This is a genomic window from Stenotrophomonas sp. VV52 (assembly GCF_002893095.1).
Classification (GTDB): domain Bacteria; phylum Pseudomonadota; class Gammaproteobacteria; order Xanthomonadales; family Xanthomonadaceae; genus Stenotrophomonas; species Stenotrophomonas aracearum.
Genome location: NZ_PKQQ01000001.1, coordinates 180,624 through 203,738, shown reverse-complemented (window position 1 = coordinate 203,738; position 23,115 = coordinate 180,624). Strand labels below are relative to the sequence as shown.

Annotated in this window: 15 protein-coding genes and 2 tRNA genes; 1 reads left to right on the top strand and 16 read right to left on the bottom strand. The window is 65.1% G+C overall.

The window, feature by feature from the left end; translation table 11 throughout:
* Positions 1 to 239: 239 nt before the first annotated feature.
* From C2U58_RS03370 to C2U58_RS03350, 5 genes are all read right to left on the bottom strand, one after another.
* On the bottom strand, positions 240 to 1,820 hold the full coding sequence (locus C2U58_RS03370; protein ID WP_146033399.1) for an RHS repeat-associated core domain-containing protein: 1,581 nt from the start codon (positions 1,818 to 1,820) through the stop codon (positions 240 to 242).
* A gap of 27 nt (positions 1,821 to 1,847) precedes the next feature.
* Positions 1,848 to 3,314 carry an RHS repeat-associated core domain-containing protein gene (locus C2U58_RS03365; RefSeq protein WP_102944538.1) on the bottom strand — a complete coding sequence of 489 codons (1,467 nt, stop codon included), beginning with the start codon at positions 3,312 to 3,314 and terminating at the stop codon, positions 1,848 to 1,850.
* An 18-nt stretch (positions 3,315 to 3,332) separates the two neighbouring features.
* The gene (locus tag C2U58_RS03360; protein ID WP_172448062.1) at positions 3,333 to 4,769 is read right to left on the bottom strand and encodes an RHS repeat-associated core domain-containing protein; all 1,437 of its coding nucleotides are present in this window, start codon (positions 4,767 to 4,769) and stop codon (positions 3,333 to 3,335) included.
* Between the two features lie 128 nt (positions 4,770 to 4,897).
* Complete coding sequence (locus C2U58_RS03355; protein WP_102944536.1) at positions 4,898 to 8,551, bottom strand: RHS repeat protein; 3,654 nt, start codon at positions 8,549 to 8,551, stop codon at positions 4,898 to 4,900.
* Positions 8,552 to 8,649: 98 nt separating this feature from the next.
* On the bottom strand, positions 8,650 to 9,684 hold the full coding sequence (locus C2U58_RS03350; RefSeq protein ID WP_146033398.1) for a hypothetical protein: 1,035 nt from the start codon (positions 9,682 to 9,684) through the stop codon (positions 8,650 to 8,652).
* A 247-nt stretch (positions 9,685 to 9,931) separates the two neighbouring features.
* Between C2U58_RS03350 and C2U58_RS03345 the strand changes: the two genes are divergently transcribed.
* The gene (locus tag C2U58_RS03345) at positions 9,932 to 11,320 is read left to right on the top strand and encodes an RHS repeat-associated core domain-containing protein (RefSeq protein WP_102944534.1); all 1,389 of its coding nucleotides are present in this window, start codon (positions 9,932 to 9,934) and stop codon (positions 11,318 to 11,320) included.
* A gap of 80 nt (positions 11,321 to 11,400) precedes the next feature.
* On the opposite strand, the gene C2U58_RS03340 is transcribed toward C2U58_RS03345, so the two are convergent.
* From C2U58_RS03340 to nuoF, 11 genes are all read right to left on the bottom strand, one after another.
* Positions 11,401 to 11,477: transfer RNA gene (locus C2U58_RS03340), tRNA-Met, on the bottom strand.
* A 114-nt stretch (positions 11,478 to 11,591) separates the two neighbouring features.
* Positions 11,592 to 11,668 (bottom strand) — tRNA-Met (locus C2U58_RS03335).
* A gap of 109 nt (positions 11,669 to 11,777) precedes the next feature.
* Entirely contained in the window at positions 11,778 to 13,238 is a 1,461-nt protein-coding gene (gene nuoN, locus C2U58_RS03330; RefSeq protein ID WP_102944998.1) for an NADH-quinone oxidoreductase subunit NuoN, read from the bottom strand.
* Between the two features lie 15 nt (positions 13,239 to 13,253).
* Positions 13,254 to 14,762 carry an NADH-quinone oxidoreductase subunit M gene (locus C2U58_RS03325; RefSeq protein ID WP_102944533.1) on the bottom strand — a complete coding sequence of 503 codons (1,509 nt, stop codon included), beginning with the start codon at positions 14,760 to 14,762 and terminating at the stop codon, positions 13,254 to 13,256.
* A 23-nt stretch (positions 14,763 to 14,785) separates the two neighbouring features.
* A complete protein-coding gene (nuoL, locus tag C2U58_RS03320; RefSeq protein ID WP_102944532.1) occupies positions 14,786 to 16,978 on the bottom strand; it encodes an NADH-quinone oxidoreductase subunit L in 2,193 nt (730 codons plus the stop codon).
* A gap of 7 nt (positions 16,979 to 16,985) precedes the next feature.
* A complete protein-coding gene (gene nuoK, locus C2U58_RS03315) occupies positions 16,986 to 17,291 on the bottom strand; it encodes an NADH-quinone oxidoreductase subunit NuoK (protein ID WP_068853402.1) in 306 nt (101 codons plus the stop codon).
* Positions 17,288 to 17,947 (bottom strand): NADH-quinone oxidoreductase subunit J, encoded by a 660-nt coding sequence (locus C2U58_RS03310; RefSeq protein ID WP_171966744.1) that lies wholly within the window; start codon positions 17,945 to 17,947, stop codon positions 17,288 to 17,290. Before C2U58_RS03310 ends, nuoK begins: the two co-directional genes overlap by 4 nt.
* A gap of 5 nt (positions 17,948 to 17,952) precedes the next feature.
* On the bottom strand, positions 17,953 to 18,441 hold the full coding sequence (gene nuoI, locus C2U58_RS03305) for an NADH-quinone oxidoreductase subunit NuoI (protein WP_070207230.1): 489 nt from the start codon (positions 18,439 to 18,441) through the stop codon (positions 17,953 to 17,955).
* A gap of 3 nt (positions 18,442 to 18,444) precedes the next feature.
* Positions 18,445 to 19,536, bottom strand: a complete 1,092-nt coding sequence (gene nuoH, locus C2U58_RS03300) for an NADH-quinone oxidoreductase subunit NuoH (protein ID WP_102944531.1) — start codon at positions 19,534 to 19,536, stop codon at positions 18,445 to 18,447.
* Positions 19,533 to 21,776, bottom strand: a complete 2,244-nt coding sequence (nuoG, locus tag C2U58_RS03295) for an NADH-quinone oxidoreductase subunit NuoG (protein WP_102944530.1) — start codon at positions 21,774 to 21,776, stop codon at positions 19,533 to 19,535. The genes nuoH and nuoG overlap by 4 nt, the downstream gene beginning before the upstream one ends.
* Positions 21,773 to 23,113 (bottom strand): NADH-quinone oxidoreductase subunit NuoF, encoded by a 1,341-nt coding sequence (nuoF, locus tag C2U58_RS03290; RefSeq protein ID WP_070207227.1) that lies wholly within the window; start codon positions 23,111 to 23,113, stop codon positions 21,773 to 21,775. Before nuoF ends, nuoG begins: the two co-directional genes overlap by 4 nt.
* Positions 23,114 to 23,115: the final 2 nt, after the last annotated feature.

The window sequence follows — 23,115 nt, the reverse complement described above, 5'->3', positions numbered from 1 at the left end:
CAACAAAGGGCCCGCTGGGCCCCTTGTCCGGAACGACTCCGGTCATGCTGGATGGCCAGCCTTCCGGGGGGTCACGACTACCTGGTGGGAAGTCGCACGGCCCGGAAGCCGGTCGCGGGACGGTCCGCATTCCGGAGAATGGGTCCTGTCAGGTAGTCCGCTAAGCCGTGGATGATAGCCGTTGCACCGCGCTGGTGCAACGGCTGGGCGGTGCCCGGACCACGGCAACCCGTTCAGATTCAGCCGCCGAAGCCCAGGGAATCGTAGCCGGGGAGTGTGGCGCGGTCGTAAACCGGCGGGGGGTCGCGCCAAGCGGCCAAGCGCGCTTCGAGCCTGCGCATGCTTCGTATCATCCGGGCAAGGCGGGCGTCCGGAACCATGGTTCCCATCATCTCCATGACGGCTAGATGCGCATCGGCATCGATCCGCCCGGGCGCGCTCAAGGCGCCTGTCTGAAGATGACCGGTCGTGTAGGCCGGGGACGGATGCGCTTTCAGCGTCGGCGTGTAGTGCCACATGCTTCCGGGTGCCGCCCCGGCCAGATCGTCGGAAGCGCCGCTGAAATGGGCGGCCCATGAGGAAGGCGCGACCCATGAACCGGAACTGGAACTCGAACTGGATGAACTGGTCGCTCGACTCCACGAGCTGAACGAAGCGTTCGACGCGCTGGACGCACGGCTCGACACGCTGGGCGTGCGGTTCTGCAGAAGCCCCCGTAGTCGTCGCTCCCCGCGTCGCGACCACACCGTATTGAATTCGCTGTCGAGAGTGAACATGGAGCTGGCCCAGGAGCCCTCGGAAGAGGACACAGATGAAGATCGCGACAACGCTGGGCTGCCCGCGCCGGAAGGCAAGGCCGCCTGCGTGGCACGGCCGCGCCCGGCGGCGCCTCCCATCGGGATCGCGCTGGATCGCCGGCCGCCAACGCGCTGGGCGAACCGCGCAAAGCGCGTGGCTCCCTTCATCGCCGTCTTGGCAATGGCCGGCACCGCACCGGCAATGCCCAGCCCCAGGCCAATCCATCCCAGCACTCCCGCGGACTTCTGGTCGCCCGACGCGCCCGCAGCCATGGCGCCCACCTCCACGCCGACGGACAGCATGCCCAGCGTCGTCGCAGCAAGCGCTGCGGCACCGGACTTGGTCAGTGCCGCCAAACCGCCAGCGGCCATCGCCCCCACTGCCGCGCTGGCTGCGCCGAAGGTGGCCACCGTAGCTGCTACGCCCAGTGCAAGTCCTACGCCGGCGACGATCCACTTCCAGAAGTGGCCACTGGGATCTGCCCGGTTGACCGGGTCGCCCGCGCAGTAGGCCAGTGTATTCAGCCCACCTGCACCAAACGGGCTGGCCGCGTCCGGCGCCAGGAAAAGGCCCAGCCTCGGACTGTACGGGCGATGGTGACCGGATCCAAGGAGGTAGAAGCCTGACGCGACATCGAGCCATTCGCCGTTGAACCCGGGCGTGGTGCGGGCGGTCGATTCGTCGCGATGGCCATGCGGTGCGTACGCCAGCGACCGGACCTCACTGTCGGCTTCCAGCAGCACCGAGCCTCCGCCCACGCTGGCGATCAGCGCAGAGCGCGCGCCCGGCCCCTGCACCTGCTCGGCCACGGTGGTGGCTGCGGCCGCCACCCAGGTCACCTCGACATCGTCGCCGCCGTCGCTGGCCACCCGCACTTCATTGACCACCCGGCTGCCGCGCCAGTAGCGCCAGTGGGTACGGTCCGCGCTGGAGAGCCACACCCACAGACCGTGCGCGTCGTAGCCGTAGCCCTGTGGCAGCGCAGAAGGACCGATTACACCATCGCTGTCATGCGTTGCCATGTCGTGCTCCGTCAAGATGAAATCGAATCAATGGAAACCAAGGGACGCGTAACTGGGCAAGGTGGCCTGGTCATAACCTGGTGGCCGGTCGAGCAGTGACTTCCAGTGCACGCCGATCCTGCGCACCAGGTCCTGCCGCCTGGCAGCCTGCTCGTAGGCGGCTATGGCTTCAATGGCGGAGACATGCCCGGCCACGTCGACCGGCCGGCCGGCCCCGCCGGTGATGGCCAGGTGCCCGGTCGTGTAGGCCGGGGACGGATATTGTTTGAGCGGTGGGGGCGTCCACTCCACCGCGGGTTGATAATTCGCGTTCACCAGACCGTCGAGGATGGCGTTGTTCCCGGCCGCATTGCTGCCATCAGGATCCACGGCCAACTGCCTGCGGAATGCAGGGCGCCCGCCCCCTCGCGGAGCCGGATTTGAAACGGGGTACGTCGCGAACGTGCGCGACGACTTGCCCAGATGCGGCGCCTTGGCCGCATACCAGGACGAGGCCGATGGCGGAGGCGACGACGACGCAGCCGAACGCGCCGCCGGCATGATTGCCGTGCGGGAGGCACGCCCGCTACCGGCAGCGCCACGCATGGCAGTGGCGCTGGAACGGCTGCCAGTGGCACGCTGTGCGAACCGTGCAAAGCGTGTGGCGCCCCTCATCGCTGTCTTGGCAATGGCGGGCGCGGCACCGACGATGCCCAATCCCACCCCTACCCATCCCAGCACCCCTGCGGTTTTTTCATCGCCGGCTTCGCTGGCCGCAATTGCGCCCACCTCCGCACCTACCGACAACACCCCGAGTGTCGTCGCAGCAATGGCGGCCGCCCCGGACTTGGTCAGCGCCGCGATCCCGCCTGCCGCGATGGCCCCTACCGCTGCGCTGGCCGCACCGAAGCTGGCCACGACGGCGACCACACCAAGCGCGATGCCGACACCGGCCAGGATCCACTTCAGGAAATGACCACTGGGATCGGCGAAGTTGATCGGGTCGCCTGCGCAGTACGCGAGTGTGTTCAATCCTCCGGCGCTGAACGGGCTGGCTGTGTCCGGCGCAAGGAACAGCGCCAGGGTCGGGCTGTACGGACGATGGTGGCCGGGGCCCAGCAGGTAACAGCCCGAGGCCGCATCCAGCCATTCGCCGTTGAAGCCTGGCGCGGCGCGCGCCGACGTCGGATCACGGTGGCCCTGCGGTGCGTAGGCCAGCGACCGGACATCGGTGTCGGCTTCCAGCAGCACCGTGCCGCCGGGCGCGCTGGCCAGCAGCGTGGAGCGGGCACCCGGCCCGGCCACCTGCTCGGCCACATCGGTGATCCAGGTTACTTCGACATCGTCGCCTTCCTTGGCCGCACGCAGCGCATTCACCAACCGCCCGCCCCGCCAGTAGCGCCAGTGCGTGCAGTCCGGCCGGGATGAACGCACCCACAGACCCAGCGCGTCGTAGCCGTAAGCCTGCGGCAATGCCACCGTACCGCCGCCATCGTCGTTGTCATGGGTTGCCATGTCGTAGCTCCGTCTGTGTCATTCGGGAACGGGCGGCAGCATGCCGTGCCGCCGCAGCAGGTGGTCCATTTCAGCATCGCCGTTCATCTGGCGAAGCCGCGCAAGGATGTCGTCCCCACCGAGCTGGCGTCCCATGTAGAAGTCGATGAAGTCGTGCATCGGCGGGGCGTTGCCGGGGTCGGTGACCTTGACCGCGCGCAGGCGGGCGTTGGTGGTGATCGCTTCGGCAATGCCCTTGCCGTTCACCGCCGGTCGCTGGGTCACGCGCAGGGCGTCGACGTCGTCGGCATACATGGCCAGTACCACACCGTCTTCGCCGCGGCTGGCGTAGTGCGCCGCCGATCCGTAGCGGTCGGTCACGTACAGGCTGTCGGCACCGCCGCGCAGGATCTTTTCGGCATTTGCGCCCGAGGTACCGTGGTAGCCGACGAAGGTGGAACTGCCGCGCGCCGGCCCGGAATCCGGCAGGATCGGGGCCCGACGCGTCCGTTGCGCCGGTGCGGCCGTACTGGCGCGTCGCGCGGGTGCCGCCATGCTCTGCCGACGCGCCATCTGCCGCCCTGCGCTTATCGCGCCATCGCCGGACAGGCCCACGCGACGAATGCGATCAACGCGCCGGGTGAAGCCACCGAACCGGGCGAGCAGACGGCCTGCGCCCTTTGCCATGGCGGGCGCCGCGCCGACCAGGCCCAGGCCGAGACCGACCCAACCGAGGACCTCTGCTGTTTCGTGGTTCCCGGTCACGCCCGCGATGATCGCGCCGGTTTCGGCGCCGAGCGCGGACACGCCCAGGGTCAGCGCTGCAACCGCACCCGCTCCGGATTTGGTCAGCGCCGCGATCCCGCCCGCCGCCAGTGCGCCAACCGCCGCGCTGGCGGCGCCGAAGCTTGCCACAACCGCGACCGCCCCCAGCACGATCCCGGCGCCGGCAATGATCCATTTCCAGAAATGGCCACTGGGGTCGGATCGATTGATCGGATCGCCTGCACACCAGGCCAGCGTGTTCATGCCGCCGCTCCCGAACGGGCTGGCCCGGTCGGGCGCAAGGAACAGCCCCAGCACCGGGCTGTAGGGACGATGATGTCCCGCGCCCAGCAGGTAGCACCCGGAGAACGCGTCGTGCAGCTCGCCGTTGAACCCGGTCGCGGCCAGGCCGCCCTCGCGATGGCCGTGCGGCGCATAGCGCGACATACGCACCTGCGCGTCCGCCTCGATCAGCACCGAGCCTGCGGCGTTGGTGCCCAACAGCGTGCACCGCGCAACGTCGCCGTCTGCTTCCTCGGCCATCGGCCGCCCGGCTTCGCGCAGCCAGGTGACATGCACGTCGCCATCCGCGTTTGCGCGCACCGCGTTGACCGGGTACGCACCGCGCCAGAACAGGTCGCTCCTGTGTATCGGCGCGCGGGTGCCGACCCACAGCCCGGTCGCGTCATAGCAGTACCGCTGGAGCGACATGCCGTGCATTTTCCACTCCCGACCGATCAGATGAGAAACTCGTCTGCGTTGCAGGGCAGCCCGGCTGGCCGCACCGAGGCACCGGACGCGTCGTAGGGCGCACTTTCATCCTCATCGGCGGCCACGGGCTACCTCGCTGCCGCCGGTGCGGCCACTTCAACCAGCTGGTTCTGGCGATTCCAGCTCAGGGTGCGTCCGCGCTCGTCGCGCACCATCCGCCCTGCCCCGTCCCATTGCAGATCGTGCAGGTCGGTGGGGTAATGCGGGTGGCTGTGCACGATGCGGGTGAGCTGCGCGGGATCGGCCTCTTCGTAGTCGTAACGGGTGACGTTCGAGCCGCCGGGGAAGCGCGTGGTGATGCTGAGGATGCGGTCAAACGCATCGAAGCGGAACTGCTGCCGGTTGATCGGTTTGCCCCAGGGATCGACCGGGGGCTGGCTGCCCGAGCACAGGTAGTTCACCAGCCGACCGCGCTCATCGTAGGTGAACGCTTCCTCGCGCAGGAGCTCACCGGACTGCTCAAGCGTGCGTTTGTCCAGCCGACCGCTGTGGTCGTACTTCATCTTCAGCACCTGGATGACCGCCGCCCCACCGGCCACGGCAGTGAAAGTGCGGCTTACTTCACGACCGAAGTCGTCGAACACGATGTCGGTCACCATCGACTGCAGGCCTTCGCGCGTATCGATCCTGTGCACACGCCCGAAGCTGTCGTAGCTGAGCTCGGCGGTGAGGTCGCCATGTGTCAGCTTCTTCGGGCGATCCAGGGCATCGTGGGTGACCACCTGCTGCACACCGAACACGTTCGTGTAGGACTGCGCGGCACCCAGCAGCGAGTGTCGGTGCGTCGCCGAACGCTCCACCCCGGTCTCGTTGTTCCAGCGCTCGACCTTGAGCATGCCGGAAGCGTAGTACTCCAGGTTCTTGGTGAGACCGTCGCGCTCGGTATAGGTGAGTTGCGCATTCTTCGGGTTGTACTGGAAGATCGAGTCGCTCTCCGACTTCATCAGGGTCAGCTGCATGCCCAGCCTGGGCTCGTAGGTGTAGCTCACCTTCTCATCGAGCGGCGTGGTCATCGACTCCGGCTGCAGGATGCCGTCGTCGTAATTGAAGGTCACCGTGCGCCCGCCGACCACGTAGGTGCGTCGGCGCGAGAGTCCGTCGAAGGTCTGCTCGCCCAGCAGCAGGCGACCGCCCACGCTGGCATGGCTGATGCCGATCTCCACGGGCAGCTCGTCGCCGCTGTGGTCAGCGTACTTCGTGTCGACCACCGCACCATCGGTGAGCGTTGTACTGACCACCCGATCAAACGCATCGAAGGTGTAGTACGTCTTGTATCCGCGTCGGTCGGTGGATTCGACGCAACGACCGATGCCGTCGTAGACGAACGATTCGGTGCCCTTGACGTTGCCGGCGGCATCCAGGTACTCGATCCTGTCGGGCTTGCCGAAGACCGTGCCGTAGGTCCTGGTCTGCGCGGTCTTTTTCCCTTCCGCATCCTCGATCCAGGTGGTTTCGACCAGGGTCAGCGGGTCGGCGCCGATGACGTCCACGGTGCCGTCCGGGTGCACCGTCCGGGTCTGCTGGCCCCAGTCGTCATGCACGAACTGCGTGGTCAGGGTGGCGCGCTTCACCCCGTCCACCCAGTCGGTATGGGTCTGGGCAACCAGTTCGCCGAACGCGTTGTAGGAGCGGGTCCATATCTCGCGGAAGGTGTCGACCTTGACGTCCACGTCCTCGACCTCGCCCCTGACCTCGCGGCCCAGGCCATCCAGGTGCGCGATCGCGCGGCCTCCCGTGACCTCATGGGTGGTGATCGAGACGGGATCGCCGGCCTTGCTGGCCAGCTGGTAGCTCATGGTGCGGGTGGCCTCGAACTCCGTGCCGGGTGCTGCCGTCTGTGCGACCACGCGGCCCAGCACGTCGAAGGTGTAGTCGATGGCGCTGCCGGCCTCGTCTTCGTGGATCGTCAGCCCGTTGATGAGCGACTGGATCTCGGTGGCGTTGCGGGTGAGTCCGTCGTGGCCGGTGAACACGGTGTCTACCCGCAGCGTATCCGTCGCTTCGTCCAGGCTGTAGGTGTACAGCACGTTTGACGAATGGCGGTTCAGCGTGGTCGTTTCCCTGAGTACGCTGCCATGCCAGTCGCTGTCGACGTCATCGATGTACTCGGTACTGCTGGTGCCCAGATCGACCTCGTTGTCGCCCTCCAGCGCCACCTTCTCCTCGTTCACAAGAACGAGGTAGCCCGGATCCTCCTCCATCCGGGAAGGCAGCAGGTCGTACCGGTACCGGGTGACCACCGGCAGCGCACCCACCGCGCGCCCGGGCATGGGGGTGGCGATCAGCTCCTTCAGCGAACGCACCATGCCCAGCGGGTCGGGCGGGCAGCCGTCTTCGCCCTCGGCCTTGTAGTAGGTGCGCGTTTCGGTCAGCCCGGTTTCATCGAGCTGGTAGACCAGGTTGCCGTAATCGTCGTAGTCGGTGGTGACCACTTCCACGCGGGGCGGCGTGTTGTCGCCGAGCCGGGACCAGGAGGTGGTGACGGTGTGCGGGAGTTGGAAATACGGCTTCTGGGCCTCGAAGCTGATACCAGGATCGTCGTGGTACTCCATCAGTTTCTGTAGCACGCACTTGTTCTGGATGGTCTTCTCCTCCACCAGAAGGTGCAGGCGATTGAAGGTTGATTCAACTGTACGGGTCACCGTGGCATCCCCGACCCGCATCGCCATTTCAGCGGTGCAGCGGTACTGATAGTCCTTCCCCTGCAGCGCCGTCAGACGGTAGAGGTTGTCCTCGTTTTCCCGCCACTGCAGGCCCGATTCGTGCCCGAGGTAGTTCCGGGCGCTGTACTCGTAGCTGGTGATGATGATGGGCTGCGGATGACCGGGGTTCCGCCTATGCAGCCGGGCATACGGAATGTACTTCGTGGGTGCGCCAGGCAGGCATTGGTGACCTTCCTCCGTGTATTCCACGGTTTCAACGCCACCGGTCGGAAGTTCCACCTCGGTGATGTAACTGAGGCCGCCCACCTGCTTGTAGGTGAATCTCCAACCCACATCGCCCAGCGCCGACGGAAGCTTGAGGCGGGACAACCGCCCTCCGGCCTGCACCAAGGAAAACACCACGGGCGTCTCGCGATCGGGATGCAGGACCACGTCCACCGACGCGAGCGTGTGCTCGATGGCCAGAAGCTTCTGCGTCTCGTCACGCACGGCAGTGAGTCGCGGCGATGCCGAACGCGAGAAGTCAAGGTACACGTGCCGCCCGTCCGGCGAGCGGATCTCGACCGGCACCGCCACATCGGCCACGCCGTTGAAGGTCGACAGGCGCTCCATGACCCCGTTCTTGTGGAAGACAAGGAAGTCGTACCCATTTGCAGGATCGCGCCGCATGTGGAAGGTCACCAGCTTGCGGTCCTTGAAGGTGAACTCGGTGACAGACTGGTCTGCCACGAATCGCTCACCGGTGGAGAGACTGATGACCCTGGAGGTGGGATCGTAGGTGGTGAGCCCTCCCAACGCCCACCCTTCCCCGTAGCCCAGGTCGTCGATGAGCTGCGCGCTGAAGGCCAGGCTGAGCTGCACCGTGGGCCCCTGCAGGTTGTTGGCCTCCAGCGCGGGCAGGCTCATGGCACAGGTGAAGTCGCCGGTGCGTACGTCCACCCCGGTCTGCAGGTGGCTGAGGAAATTCTGCGCGTTGGAGTAGTTTGGCGACCCGGTCTCGCGGGGCACCTCCGGATTGGAATCCGGTTGTTCGTTCGGGGCTTCTTCGCTGACAGACATGGACGTACTCCCTCACTGGATGCGGCACAGGGCGCAGGCAACGGCGGCGCAGGGCCAGCCCCTGCGGGGCCAGCCATTACGGGCACGCCAGGTGGCGGTTACTTGTAGAGAACCAGGTCGAATCGTCCGGTGGGACTTGTGTCCTTGAACCGGATGAACAGCGCGTGGCCGTTGCCGTACTCGTCGATCGCGTTGACCCGGCAGGGTCCGTCGTGATTGATCGCGCTGTTGTAGTGAAAGGGGATGTTCACATCACCCACGAGTACGATCGTGCCGGTGTCCTCGGCAGGGTCGCGCACCTTCTTCTCGGGCGTGTGGAGGTGTCCCAGCTCGATCTCCGGGTTGTAGACGATGTCATCGCTTCCCGGCACGGCATACCCGGTATATGACGCGTAGCGTTCGCCGGCAACCTTGTCATGCCACTGGATCATGCCCCCGCTCTCCACTTCCAGGCTCTTGAACATGATCGTGTTGTTGCTGTTGTCGACCGCCGTGAAGTGATAGTTGGCAATGAACACCGGCGAGCCACCGTCCTCGCGGACGCGACCCGGCCCGGACGGTCCACCGTCAAGCGCCGCCTCCCGGACAATGTTCTTTTCGAAGGGGTAGTTCTGGATGGAGTAAGTAGGAACCTTGACCATCTGCAGGGTGACCGACTGGTCGATTCCATTGTTTGGCGGCAATTTCTCACCGTTCGTGATCACTACCAGCCCGTCGCTCTCGCGGGTGATCGCAAGTGCAAGCTTGCGACTGAGTCCTTCCGACTCCGTCGTGGAGACGTAGAGCTCGATCACGTATCGCTTTCCTTCGCCGGTACGCGACACCCGGGTGATGGTGGCTGCGTCGCGACCGGGTTCCGGATAGTAACTGTACTCGTTCTTTTCCCTGGCAATCGTCCAGGCATCCGAAAGCTCGTCGCCAGTGTTGTAGTGAACCAGACGCACGCTATCCAGCTCCGCTGGCGTCAACTCCGCAGCCTCGTTATGCAACATCGGCACCAGCAACACTTCAATGGCAACCTGCTGCCGACCGTTGGCGTACAGGCGTGAAGTGGACATGAGAGCCGGTTCGAACTTTGAAAGCAAGTCAAAGCTTGCGTCTGCCCGCCCCGGGGCAGTACTGGTCTTTTCCATGGCGAATTCCCCATCGCACTACCGCAAGAATCCCCCGATTCCTGTCGATGACAGAACCTGCTATGTACGCCCGGCGTCGTAAATTCCACGTGAGGTTTTCGGGCGATTTTCGTAGGGCCCACACTTCATGCCGGACTAACGGCGAAAGCAGTATCCAAGGCGATGCTGGTTCCGCTTTGACCTGGGCCCGGCAAGGCAACGGGGGTCGCTGTCGCGCGGGGTAGCGCGCATCCGGAAAGGCGTGACCATGCCACGAACATCATCTTCAACATCGACTCGCGCGTGGTCCACGCATGCGCACTTCTGCTATGACGCCGAAGGCCTGCTGTCGCGCATCGACAGTGCCGGCTCGGGCCGCTATCGCTACTGGCGCGACGACCGCGTCGTAGCCGAGGCCGGGATGCAGGAAGCCGGCACGCACGAACCGGTGAGCTGGCTGTGGATCGCTGAACAGCCCGTGGCCGAACTTGCGCCTGCGCGCTCCTCCGCGTCCCTGCTGCTGGCCACCGATGCGTCACTCTCACCCGCGCTGGAGCTGTGTGGTGCGCCGCGCAGCGTGGCCTACGCACCGCATGGACACCGTGCCGCAGTGTCCCTCCGCGTGGAAGTACCGATTGCGCAGCTCGGCTTCAATGCTGAGATGCAGGACACGGCCAGCGGCCTGTACCTGCTGGGGCCACGCAACCACCGCCCCTACTCGCCCACGCTGGGCATCTTCATTGCGCCCGACCCGATGAGTCCGTTCGAGGACGGCGGCTGGAACAGCCTGGCTTACTGCCAGGGCGATCCGGTCAACCGCGCCGATCCCACCGGCCATTTCTGGAAATGGATCATGGCCGGCGTGGCGGTGGTGGCTGCCGTAGCCAGCTTCGGCGCGCTGGCCGTAGTGGGGGTGACCGCCTCGGCGGTGGTCGGCGTGGTCATTTCGACCGCAGCGGCTGCGGTCGAGATCGCCGCTGCCGTGGTCGAAGACGAGCTCGCCCAGGAAGTGCTGGGCTACGTCGGCATCGGCCTGACCGCCGCCGGCGTGGTCGCGGCACTACCCGCGATGGCCAAGGCCGGCACGCAGCTGGCCAGCAAGGGTAAACAGTTCGTGCAGCGACTGGCGAGCGTGCGGCCGCAGAAGCTCGTCGACAAGGGCATGCGCTCCACACTGAAGGCATGGCCGATCAGCACGTCGGCACGTGGTTCACAGACCAGCATTGCCAGCGTGGGCGAGGATCTGCTGGGAAGCGCCCAAGTGGGTAGCGACGATTTCATCGACATCTTCCAGGGACACGGCGCGCGCTTCCTGACTGCGACGAGAAGGAACGTCTCTGGTGGAAAGCTGGCGTCCATCATCAGAAAAAGCTTTGGCAAGGATCATGTATTCCAGCGAATGGAACTTCAGTCCTGCCGGACGGCCTTCGGCGGCAAGTACGCGTCGCAGGCACAGCGCGTAGCCGACAAGCTGGGCGTACCAACGACAGGGTTCCAGGGAAAGGCGGAGTTCATGCCGAGCATGGGTCGAAACCGGAGCTTCGGCACGCGCCGGATCATGGAGCCGCAGACTGGTTGGCGCAAACGTCGTACCGCGATCCTCAACGGTATGCTCAGCCGCCTGGTCGGCCTGCGTTACAAGCTTACGTCCATCTGATGCCGGTATCGCGCAACGCAAAACGGCGACCCGAAGGTCGCCGTTCTGGTGCTGGATGTCTGACGTCCAGCAATACTACTTGGTAGCGGGGGCAGGATTTGAACCTGCGACCTTCGGGTTATGAGCCCGACGAGCTGCCAGACTGCTCCACCCCGCAGCAGAAGCGGAATTGTAATGGGATTTACCTATGTGCGCAACCCCAACGAAAAAGGCGACCCCGTTGCCGGGATCGCCTTCGTCGTTCCAGTCACCGGTTTGCACCGGGACAATTTGGTAGCGGGGGCAGGATTTGAACCTGCGACCTTCGGGTTATGAGCCCGACGAGCTGCCAGACTGCTCCACCCCGCAGCAGAAGTGGTTGAGTTGATCTGTTACCGCAACGATGTTCTGGCGAAACCGCTGCATCAACAACTCAGGAAACGAATATTACACTATTGACGCAGTTTTGTATCGCTTTTTATGCGAGATGTGCAAAAGCCTGCTGGCACCAGACCATGATCGGGTTCCAGGCGATGCCCAGGGCCAGCAGCGCCAGGGCGTTCACGCCCAGCACCACGCCCAGCACGCGGTCGTTGTTGGCCGGCAGCGGCTCGCCCACCGGCTCGTCGAAGTACATGACCTTGATCACGCGCAGGTAGTAGAAGCAGCCGATCACCGCGCAGATGACGCCGAGAATGGCCAGCCACAGCATGCCGCCGTTGATCGCCGCGCCCAGCACCGCCAGCTTGGTCCAGAAGCCCAGGAACGGCGGAATGCCGGCCATTGAGGCCATGATGCACAGCACCAGGCCGGCCATCCACGGGTTGCGGGCGTTCAGGCCCTTCAGGTCGTCGATCTTCTCGGCTTCGAAGCCATTGCGCGACAGCGCGATGATCGCGCCGAAACCGGCGGTGGACATGATCGCGTAGCTCAGCGCATAGAACAGCGCGGCGGCGTAACCGCGCTCGCCGCCACCGGCAATGCCGAGCAGCAGGAAGCCGATGTGCGACACAGTCGAATAGGCCAGCATGCGCTTGAGGTTGCTCTGCGCGATCGCCATCAGATTGCCGACTACCAGCGACAGCGCGGCCAGTCCACCGATCAGGTACTTCCACTCGTCCGACAGCGGGCCGATGCCCATTTCCAGCAGGCGGTAGGCCATGCCGAACGCGGCCAGCTTCGGGGCCGAGCTGATGAACAGCGCGATCGGCGCCGGGGCGCCCTGGTACACGTCGGGCAGCCACATGTGGAACGGGGCCGCGCCGAGCTTGAAGGCGACGCCGGCGATCATGAACACCGCGCCGGTCAGCAGCAGCATCTTCTCGTCCGACTGCGGAATGGCCGCGTTGATCGCGTCCAGGTGCAGGGAGCCGGTGGCGCCGTAGATCAGCGACATGCCGTACAGCAGCAGGCCCGAGGCCAGCGAACCCAGCACGATGTACTTCATCGCCGCTTCGGTCGCCAGGCCGTTGTCGCGGTTGCTGGCCACCAGTGCGTAGGAGCACAGCGCCAGCAGTTCCAGGCCCAGGTACACCATGAGCAGGCTGCCGGCCGAAACCAGGATCATCATGCCGGCGGTGGCGAACATCACCAGCACCGGGATTTCGCCCTGGAACAGGTCGCGTTCGCGCAGGTAGCTCCAGCCGTAGATCAGGGTCAGGCCGCTGCACAGCACGACCACGACCTTCATCACATCGGCCGCGGTGTCGCGGACGAACATGCCGTGGAAGACCTCGCCCTGCCCGCCCACGCCCGTGGCGAGCATGAACAGCACGACTGCCAGCGCGGCAACCGAGAACAGGTGGGTCCAGATCTTGTTCTGCTTGCTGATGAACAGGTCGAGGATCATCAGGGCGAACGCACTGCCGATCAGCACCAGCTCCGGAGCGAGCGGCGGCAGGTCAGCGGCGGTCAATGGCAACAGCGGCGAGGTGGTCATCATCAAATCCTGGAATTACAGCAGCTTGCTGGATGCGATCTGCATCGCCAGCTTTGCGATCGAGGGCTCCATCAGGTCGGTCAGCGGCTTGGGGTACAGACCCAGCGCCAGCGTACCGACGGCGAACACGCCCAGCACCAGCCACTCACGGCCGTTGATGTCCTTCAGTTCGGCCACGTGCTTGTTGGCCACTTCACCGAAGAACACGCGCTTGTACAGCCACAGCGTGTAGGCGGCGGTGATCACCAGGGTGGTCGCGGCGCCCAGCGCCAGCCACGGGTTCCGCTGGAAGCTGGCCATGATGATCATGAACTCGCCGACGAAACCGCTGGTGCCCGGCAGGCCTGCATTGGCCATGAAGAACAGCATGGCGAAGGTGGCGAACCACGGCATCACGTTGACCACGCCGCCGTAATCGGCGATCCGGCGGCTGTGCATGCGGTCATACAGCACGCCCACGCAGGAGAACATCGCGCCGGACACGAAACCGTGCGAGACCATCTGCACCATCGCGCCCTGCAGGCCCAGGCGGGCCGCGTCGGCATTGCCGGCGTCACGCACCAGCCACAGGGCGATGAAGGTACCCAGGGTGACGAAGCCCATGTGCGCGATCGACGAATAGGCGATCAGCTTCTTCATGTCGTCCTGCACCAGCGCGACCAGGCCGACATAGATCACCGCGATCAGCGACAGCGCGATCACCAGCCAGGCCCAGTCGTGCGAGGCGTCCGGCACGATCGGCAGGTTGAAGCGCAGGAAGCCGTAACCGCCGATCTTCAGCGCGATCGCGGCCAGGATCACCGAACCGGCGGTCGGTGCTTCCACGTGCGCGTCCGGCAGCCAGGTGTGGACCGGGAACATCGGCACCTTGACCGCGAAGGCGATCAGGAAGGCGAAGAAGATCCAGGTCTGCTCCTGGCTGGACAGCTGCAGCTGGTACAGGTCGGCCAGCTGGAAGCTGCCGCCCTTCAGGTACAGGTAGATCAGCGCCACCAGCATCAGCACCGAGCCGAGGAAGGTGTACAGGAAGAACTTCAGCGCGGCGTAGATGCGACGCGGGCCGCCCCAGACACCGATGATCAGGAACATCGGAATCAGCATCGCTTCGAAGAACACGTAGAACAGCATCGCGTCCGTCGCGGCGAAGATGCCCACCGTGACGCCTTCCAGGATCAGGAAGGCCGCCACGTACTGGTTGACGCGCTTGTCGATGGCGCTCCAGGCGCCGATCAGCGCCAGCACCGAGACCAGCGTGGTCAGCAGGATCAGCGCGATGGCGATGCCGTCCACGCCCAGGTTGTAGCCGATGTCGTAGGCCGGGATCCAGGCGCGGGTCTCGACGAACTGCAACGCGTCGTTGGACACGTCGTAGCCGCTGAGCAGCGACAGGCTGATCACGAAGGTCAGCACCGCCACGCCCAGCGACGCCCAGCGGGCGGTCTGCGCATCACGGATGGCAAGGATCAGGGCACCGCCGAGGATCGGCAGCCAGATGAGAACACTGAGTAGAGGCCAGTTCGACACGTCTTCTTATTCCGTACAGGTCATCAACGCAGGTAATGCATCAGGACGCCCAGAAGGGCAATCAGGCCGATGATCATCGCGAAGGCGTAGTGATAGAGGAAACCGGATTGGGTGCGACGCAGCAGGTTGGCGGCCAGGTCGATCAGGCGCGCCGAACCGTTGACCACCACACCATCGACGATGTTCGTGTCGATCGCGCGCGAAACCTTGCCCAGCTTGACGCCGCCACCGGCGAAACCGCCGATCCACAGCTTGTCGAACCCGTACTTGTTCTCCAGCACCGAGACCAGCGGCGCAAAGGTCCTGCGCGCACGGGTCGCCAGTTCCGGCTTCCACAGGTAGAACAGCACCGCCAGCAGGAACCCGGCCACGGTCAGGAAGAACGCCGGGGCCATCATGCCGTGCAGGGCGAACGCGACCGGACCGTGGAACTCTTCTGCCAGGGCGCCAATGGTGTTGCGCGCCGGGTCGTAGAAGTCGACCACGCCGGTGAAGAACGAATGCACCTGGCCCGGAATGGCGTGCTCGGCGTGGTGGCCGGCCCAGTCGGTGCCGTACAGCATCGGACCGATGCTGAAGAAGCCCACGAGGATCGACGGGATCGCCAGCAGGATCAGCGGCAGGGTCACCACCCACGGGGTTTCGTGCGGCTCATGCGGACCGTGGCCATGGCCGTGGTCGTCATGGTGCGCGTCGCCGTGGTGGGCGTCTGCATGGTGTGCATCGGCAGCATGGTGATCGTCATGGCCGTGGCCATGGTCATCATGCGCATCGCGGAAGCGTTCCTTGCCATGGAAGGTCAGGAACAGCAGGCGGAAGCTGTAGAAGCTGGTGACGATAACGCCACCCAGCACCGCCCAGTACCCGTAGGTCGCCACCCAGCTCGAGGAGACGTGCGCGTGGTGCTGCGCCGCTTCGATGATGGTGTCCTTGGAGTAGAAGCCGGAGAAGAACGGAGTACCGACCAGGGCCAGCGTACCGATCCACATGGTGATGAAGGTGATCGGCATGTACTTGCGCAGGCCGCCCATCTTGCGCATGTCCTGCTCGTGGTGCATGGCGATGATCACCGAGCCCGCACCGAGGAACAGCAGCGCCTTGAAGAAGGCGTGGGTCATCAGGTGGAACACGGCCGCCGAGTAGGCCGACACGCCCAGCGCCACGGTCATGTAGCCCAGCTGCGACAGCGTGGAGTACGCGACGACGCGCTTGATGTCGTTCTGCACGATGCCGATCAGGCCGGTAAAGAACGCGGTGGTGGCACCGATGAACAGCACGAAGTTCAGCGCGGTCTGCGACAGCTCGAACAACGGCGACATGCGGGTGACCATGAAGATGCCCGCGGTGACCATGGTCGCGGCGTGGATCAGTGCCGAGATCGGGGTCGGGCCTTCCATCGAGTCCGGCAGCCACACGTGCAGCGGCACCTGGGCCGACTTGCCCATCGCGCCGATGAACAGGCAGATGCAGATGATGGTGGCGATCGACCAGATCACCGGCTCGCTCATCAGCTGGACGTTCTGGCCGAACAGGGTCAGCGAACCCGACCAGACCTGCAGCTGCGCTTCCGGGTGGGCCAGGATCGAGGCATTGGCGAACACGGTGGCGTAGTCCAGGGTGCCGAACACCCACAGCACGCCGGCGATGCCGAGGATGAAGCCGAAGTCGCCGACGCGGTTGACCAGGAACGCCTTCATGTTGGCGAAGATCGCGGTCGGACGCTTGAACCAGAAACCGATCAGCAGGTACGAAACGAGGCCCACCGCTTCCCAGCCGAAGAACAGCTGCAGGAAGTTGTTGCTCATCACCAGGGTGAGCATCGAGAAGGTGAACAGCGAGATGTAGCTGAAGAAGCGCTGGTAGCCCGGGTCATCCTGCATGTACCCGATGGTGTACACGTGGACCAGGAACGACACGAAGGTCACCACCACCATCATTATGGCGGTGAGCTTGTCGATCATGAAACCGACATGCGCCGAGTAACGGCCGACCTCAAAGAAGGTGTAGACGTTTTCGTTGAACGGCTGCGCGCCGCCCCACAGCAGCTGGTAGAACACATAGCTGGACAGCACGCAGCTGACCGCGACACCGAGGATGGTGACGGTCTGGGCGCCAAGGCGACCCACCTGGCGACCGAACAGGCCGGCGATGATGCTGCCGAGCAGTGGTGCAAGCACCACGGCGATCAACAGACTCTTGGAGAGAGTAATTTCCATCTACGGATCAGCCCTTCAGCGAATCGACTTCGCCGACATTGATGGTGCGGCGGGTACGGAACAGGGTTACCAGGATCGCGAGGCCGATCGCGGCCTCGGCCGCGGCCACGGTCAGGATGAAGAACACGAACAGCTGGCCGGCCGTGTCGCCCATCTCACGCGAGAACCCGACGAAGTTGATGTTCACCGAGAGCAGCATGAGTTCGATGGACATCAACAGCACGATGATGTTCTTGCGGTTGAGGAAGATGCCGGCAAGGCTGATGCAGAACAGCAGCGCGCCAAGGGCCAGGATATGACCAAGGGTGATCACGGGGCGGCCTCCTCGTTGCTGGACGGCTTGGTAAGGGTGTGGACCACCGGCTTTTCGGCATCCATCTTGACCACGCGCAGGCGGTCATGGCCCTTGACCATGGTCTGCTCGGACGGGTTCTGGGTCTTCAGGCCGGTGCGGCGACGCAGGGTCAGCATGACGGCGGCGACCACGGCCACGGTCAGGATGACGGCGGCGAACTCGAACGGCAGCAGGTATTCGGTGAACAGGCTGCGTGCCAGCCAGGTGATGTTGGAGCTGTCGGCGGCGAGCGCGGCGGCGTTGTCGGCCGGCAGCGGGTTGACCGCCCTGCCCTTCACGCCGATCAGGATCAGCATCTGCACCAGCATGGTGACCGCGACCACCAGGCCGAGCGGCAGGTAACGCACCCAGCCTTCGCGCAGGTTGGAGGCGTCGATGTCCAGCATCATCACCACGAACAGGAACAGCACCATCACCGCGCCGACGTAGACCAGCACCAGCGCCACGCCGAGGAACTCAGCCCCGACCAGGATCCAGATGCAGGCCACGGAGAAGAAGGTCAGGATCAGGCACAGCACGGCATACACCGGATTGCGCACGCTGATCACCGCCGCGGCGGAAATGCCCGCCACGATGGAGAAGACCCAGAAGAAGATATTTACCCAATCCATCATGGACCTCAGCGGAAAGCGGCGTCGGCGGCGCGACGCTCGGCGATTTCGGCTTCAAGCCGATCACCGAGGGCCAGCAGCTGCGGCTTGGTAACGATGTTTTCGCCACGCTTCTCGAAGTGGTACTCGAGGATGTGCGTCTCGACGATCGAGTCCACCGGGCAGCTTTCTTCGCAGAAGCCGCAGAAGATGCACTTGAACAGGTCGATGTCGTAGCGGGTGGTACGGCGGGTGCCGTCTTCGCGCTTGGCCGAATCGATGGTGATCGCCAGCGCCGGGCACACCGCTTCGCACAGCTTGCAGGCGATGCAGCGTTCTTCGCCGTTGGGGTACCGGCGCAGCGCGTGCAGGCCACGGAAGCGCGGCGACTGCGGGAACTTCTCCATCGGGTACATCAGCGTGTACTTCGGCTTGAAGGTGTACTTGAGGGTCAGCCACAGGCCCCCGAGCAGCTCAAGCAGCAGCAGGCTTTTGAAGTAATGGGTAATTCGATTCATCACTTAGACGCCCTTCTGGATCACGCCGTAGAACACCATCAACGCCGTCACAGCAATCCACGCGATGGTGAGCGGGATGAAGACCTTCCAGCCCAGACGCATGATCTGGTCATAACGGAAGCGCGGGAAGCTGGCACGGAACCAGATGTAGGCGCTGGCGAAGAAGAACACCTTCAGCAGCAGCCACGGTGCACCGCCCTTCCAGATCCAGTCGATCCACGGCGAGATGTCCGCCGTGATCCAGCCCTGGAACGGGCTCAGCCAGCCGCCGAGGAAGAAGATCGAGATCAGGAAGCTGATCAGGATCATGTTGGCGTATTCGGCCAGGAAGAACAGCGCGAACGCACCACCGGAGTATTCGACCATGTGGCCGGCGACGATTTCCGATTCGCCTTCCACCACGTCGAACGGCGCGCGGTTGGTTTCGGCCACGCCGGACACCCAGTACACGACGAACAGCGGGAACAGCGGGATCAGGAACCAGTCGAAGAAGCCGGAGTTGCCGGCCTGCGCCATCACGATGCTGCTCAGGTTCAGGCTGCCCGCCGCGATCATCACGCCGACCAGGGCAAAGCCCATGGCGATTTCGTAGCTGATCATCTGCGCCGAGGCGCGCATCGCACCCAGGAACGCATACTTGGAGTTGGATGCCCAACCGGCCAGGATGATGCCGTACACGCCCAGCGAGGTCATCGCCAGCAGGTACAGCAGGCCCGCGTTGGCATTGGACAGCACCACCTGCGCGTCGAACGGTACCACCGACCAGGCCGCGAAGGCCGGTGCCAGGGTGATCAGCGGCGCCAGCACGAACATCGCCTTGTGCGAGCTCGCCGGCTGGATGATCTCCTTGAACAGCAGCTTGAAGACGTCGGCGAAGGCCTGGAAGATGCCCATGCCCACGTACATCGGCCCGTGGCGGACGTGCATCCAGCCGATCAGCTTGCGTTCCCAGACCACGAAGAAGGCCACCGCGATGATCACCGGCATGGCGATCACCAGGATCTTCAGCACGATCCACAGCAGCGCGCCGATTTCACCCAGGCCCAGCAGCCACTGGTGAAGCGGGTCGACCGCGTTAATCAGCAACTCGTTCATGCAGCCACCACCGTTACGCGTGCGGCACCCAGCGGTGCGGTTGCACCGTGGCCCGATTCAATCCAGACCGAACCCGCGGCGACGCGGGCGTCGACCACCACCGGCAGGGTGGCCTTGCCGGCATCGGTGCCGACCTTGGCCATCTGCCCTTCGACCAGCTGCAGGCGGGCGGCGTCATCGCTGTTGAGCACGATGCGCGGCGCGGCGTTGAGCGGGTGCGACTGCAGCGCCTGGGCGCGACGGACCACCGCGTCGGTGCGGTAGATCGCAGCGGTGGACGCCACTTCCAGGCCTTCGCCGGCCACCGGCGTTGCCGCCGAGGTGGAGACGTTGACGGTCACCGGGGCCAGGCTGGCACGCAGGCCGGCCAGGTCGGTGAATTCGAAACCGGACAGGGCCAGCTCGCCGCCAAGCGCACGCAGCACGCGCCAGCCTTCACGGGCTTCGCCCGGCAGCTTGCCGCCGGCGCGTGCCGACTGCTCGCGACCGTCGAGGTTGGTCAGGGTGGCGTCGATTTCCGGCAGCGCACCGATCGGCAGGATCACGTCGGCCACGTCGCGGGTCGAGGCACAGGCGAACTGGCTGAAGGCCACCACCTGCGCGCCGGCCAGCGCCTTGCGGGCGGCGGCGGTGTCGGCGAAGTCCAGGCCCGGCTCGATGCCGTACAGGGCATAGGCCTTGCGCGGCTGGGCCAGCATGGCGTTGACGTCCTTGCCGGCCGGCAGCACGCCGGCGCGGGACAGGCCCACGGCATTGGCGCCCTGCGGGATGCGGCACAGCTTCGCACCGGTTGCAGCGGCGAAATCACGCGCGGCGGCGCGGATCGCGGCGGCCTGCGGGTGGTTTTCGGCGATGCCACCGACGATCAGCACGGCGTTGCCGGTGACCGCCTGGCGCAGATCGGCGTTGCCGAGTGCGTCGACGAACTTCGACGGTGCCACGATCTGCTTGCCGGCCAGCTTGAACGCGAAGTCGAAGTCGACCGGGTTGATCGCGTGGATCTTCGCGTTGCGGGTGGTCTGCGCCTTGCGCAGGCGGGCGTGCAGCAGCGGCAGTTCGTGCCGGATGTTGCTGCCCAGCACCACGATGGTGTCGGCGGCTTCGATCTCGGCCAGCGACAGGCCGAACACTTCGGCCGTAGCGGCGTCGGAGAAATCGCGGTTCTGGATGCGATGGTCGATGTTGCCGGTGCCCAGGCCGGACGCGAGACGGGCCAGCAGCGCGCCCTCCTCGTTCGAGGCCGACGGGTGCACCAGCACGCCGAGGTCGTCACCCTTGTTGGCGGCCAGGATGTCCTTGGCCGCGGCCAGGCCTTCGGCCCAGCTCACTTCCTGCCATTCGCCATTGACCTTGCGCAGCGGCTTGACCGCGCGGTCGGCGCTGTACAGGCCCTGGTGCGAATAACGGTCGCGGTCGGACAGCCAGCATTCGTTGACCAGCTCGTTGTCGCGCGGCACCGAGCGCAGCACTTCACCGCGACGCACGTGCAGGAACAGGTTCGAGCCCATCGCGTCGTGGTAGCCCAGCGACTCGCGCGCGGTCAGTTCCCACGGACGGGCACGGAACTGGAACACCTTGTTGGTCAGCGCGCCGACCGGGCACACGTCGACCACGTTGCCCGAGAGCTCGGTGGTCAGCGGCTTGCCGTCGTAGGTGCCGATCTGCAGGTTTTCACCACGGTACATGCCACCCAGTTCATAGGTACCGGCGACGTCGGCGGTGAAGCGGACGCAGCGGGTGCACTGGATGCAGCGGGTCATTTCGGTGGCCACCAGCGGACCGATGTCCTCGTCGGGCACCACGCGCTTGCGCTCGTTGAAGCGGCTCACCGAACGGCCGTAGCCGAGCGAGACGTCCTGCAGTTCGCATTCGCCGCCCTGGTCGCAGATCGGGCAGTCCAGCGGGTGGTTGATGAGCAGGAACTCCATCACCGAACGCTGGAACTTGAGTGCCTTCTCGCTGCGGGTGGCGACCTTCATGCCGTCCATCACCGGGGTGGCGCACGCTGGCGCGGGCTTGGGCGACTTTTCAACGTCGACCAGGCACATGCGGCAGTTGGCAGCGATCGGCAGCTTCTCGTGGTAGCAGAAGCGCGGGATCGGAATGCCGGCCTTGTCGGCGGCCTGGATGATCATCGAGCCCTTGGGCACGACCAGGGACTGGCCGTCGATCTCGACGGTCACATGCCCTTCCGGCACGATCGCCGGGGTGCAACCAGGGTTGTTGGGTTGCGCGCTCATGCGGCGGCTGCCTCCACCTTCTTGCCGTCGACCATCGAATGACCGTTGACGATGTAGTACTCGAATTCGTCCCAGAACTGGCGCAGGAAGCCCTGGATGGGCCATGCCGCCGCTTCACCGAACGCACAGATGGTGTGGCCTTCGATCTGGCCGGCCACCGCCTTCAACTGGTGCAGGTCTTCCATGGTCGCCTTGCCGGCGACGATGCGCTCGAGCACGCGGTGCATCCAGCCGGTGCCTTCACGGCACGGGGTGCACTGGCCACAGGATTCCTTGTGGAAGAACTGCGAGATGCGGCAGGCGAACTTGACGCAGCACACGCTGTCGTCCAGCACCACGATGGCACCCGAGCCCAGGCCGGTGCCCAGGGCACGCAGGGTGTCGTAGTCCATCTGCAGGCCCTTGAGCTCTTCGGCCTTCAGCACCGGCATCGACACGCCGCCCGGCACCGCGCCCTTCAGGGTGCGACCCGGCTTCAGGCCGCCGGCCATTTCCAGCAGCTCGTCGAACGTGGTGCCCAGCGGCACTTCGAAGTTGCCGCCCTGCTGCACGCAGCCGGAGACCGAGAAGATCTTCGGACCGCCGTTCTTGGTCAGGCTCAGGCCCTGGAACCACTCCGGACCGTTGCGGATGATCGCCGGCACCGAGGCATAGGTCTCGGTGTTGTTGATCGTCGACGGCTTGCCGTACAGGCCGAAGTTGGCCGGGAACGGCGGCTTGTAGCGCGGCTGGCCCTTCTTGCCTTCCAGCGACTCCATCAGCGCGGTTTCTTCGCCGCAGATGTAGGCGCCGGCGCCGAGCGCGCCATAGATGTCGATGTCCACGCCGCTGCCAAGGATGTCCTTGCCCAGCCAGCCGTTCGCGTACGCGTCGGCCAGGGCCTGTTCGAAGTTCTCGAACGGCTCGTGGTGGAATTCACCGCGCAGATAGTTGTAGCCCACGGTGCTGCCGGTGGCGTAGCAGGCGATCGCCATGCCTTCCACCACCGAATGCGGGTTGTAGCGCAGGATGTCGCGGTCCTTGCAGGTCCCCGGCTCGGACTCGTCCGAGTTGCACAGGATGTACTTCTGCATGGTGCCCTTGGGCATGAAGGACCACTTCAGGCCGGTCGGGAAGCCCGCGCCGCCACGGCCGCGCAGGTTCGACTGCTTGACCATTTCGATGACCTGCTCCGGCGAGATCTTCTCTTCGAGGATCTTGCGCAGGGCGGCGTAGCCACCGGTCTTGAGGTAGTTTTCGTACGACCACGGGGTGTCGTAATGCAGGGTGGTGTAGACCACCTGGTGCGGCAGCGGTGCGGGACCGACGGGACCGGACGGTGCGTGATGATGTGCCATGT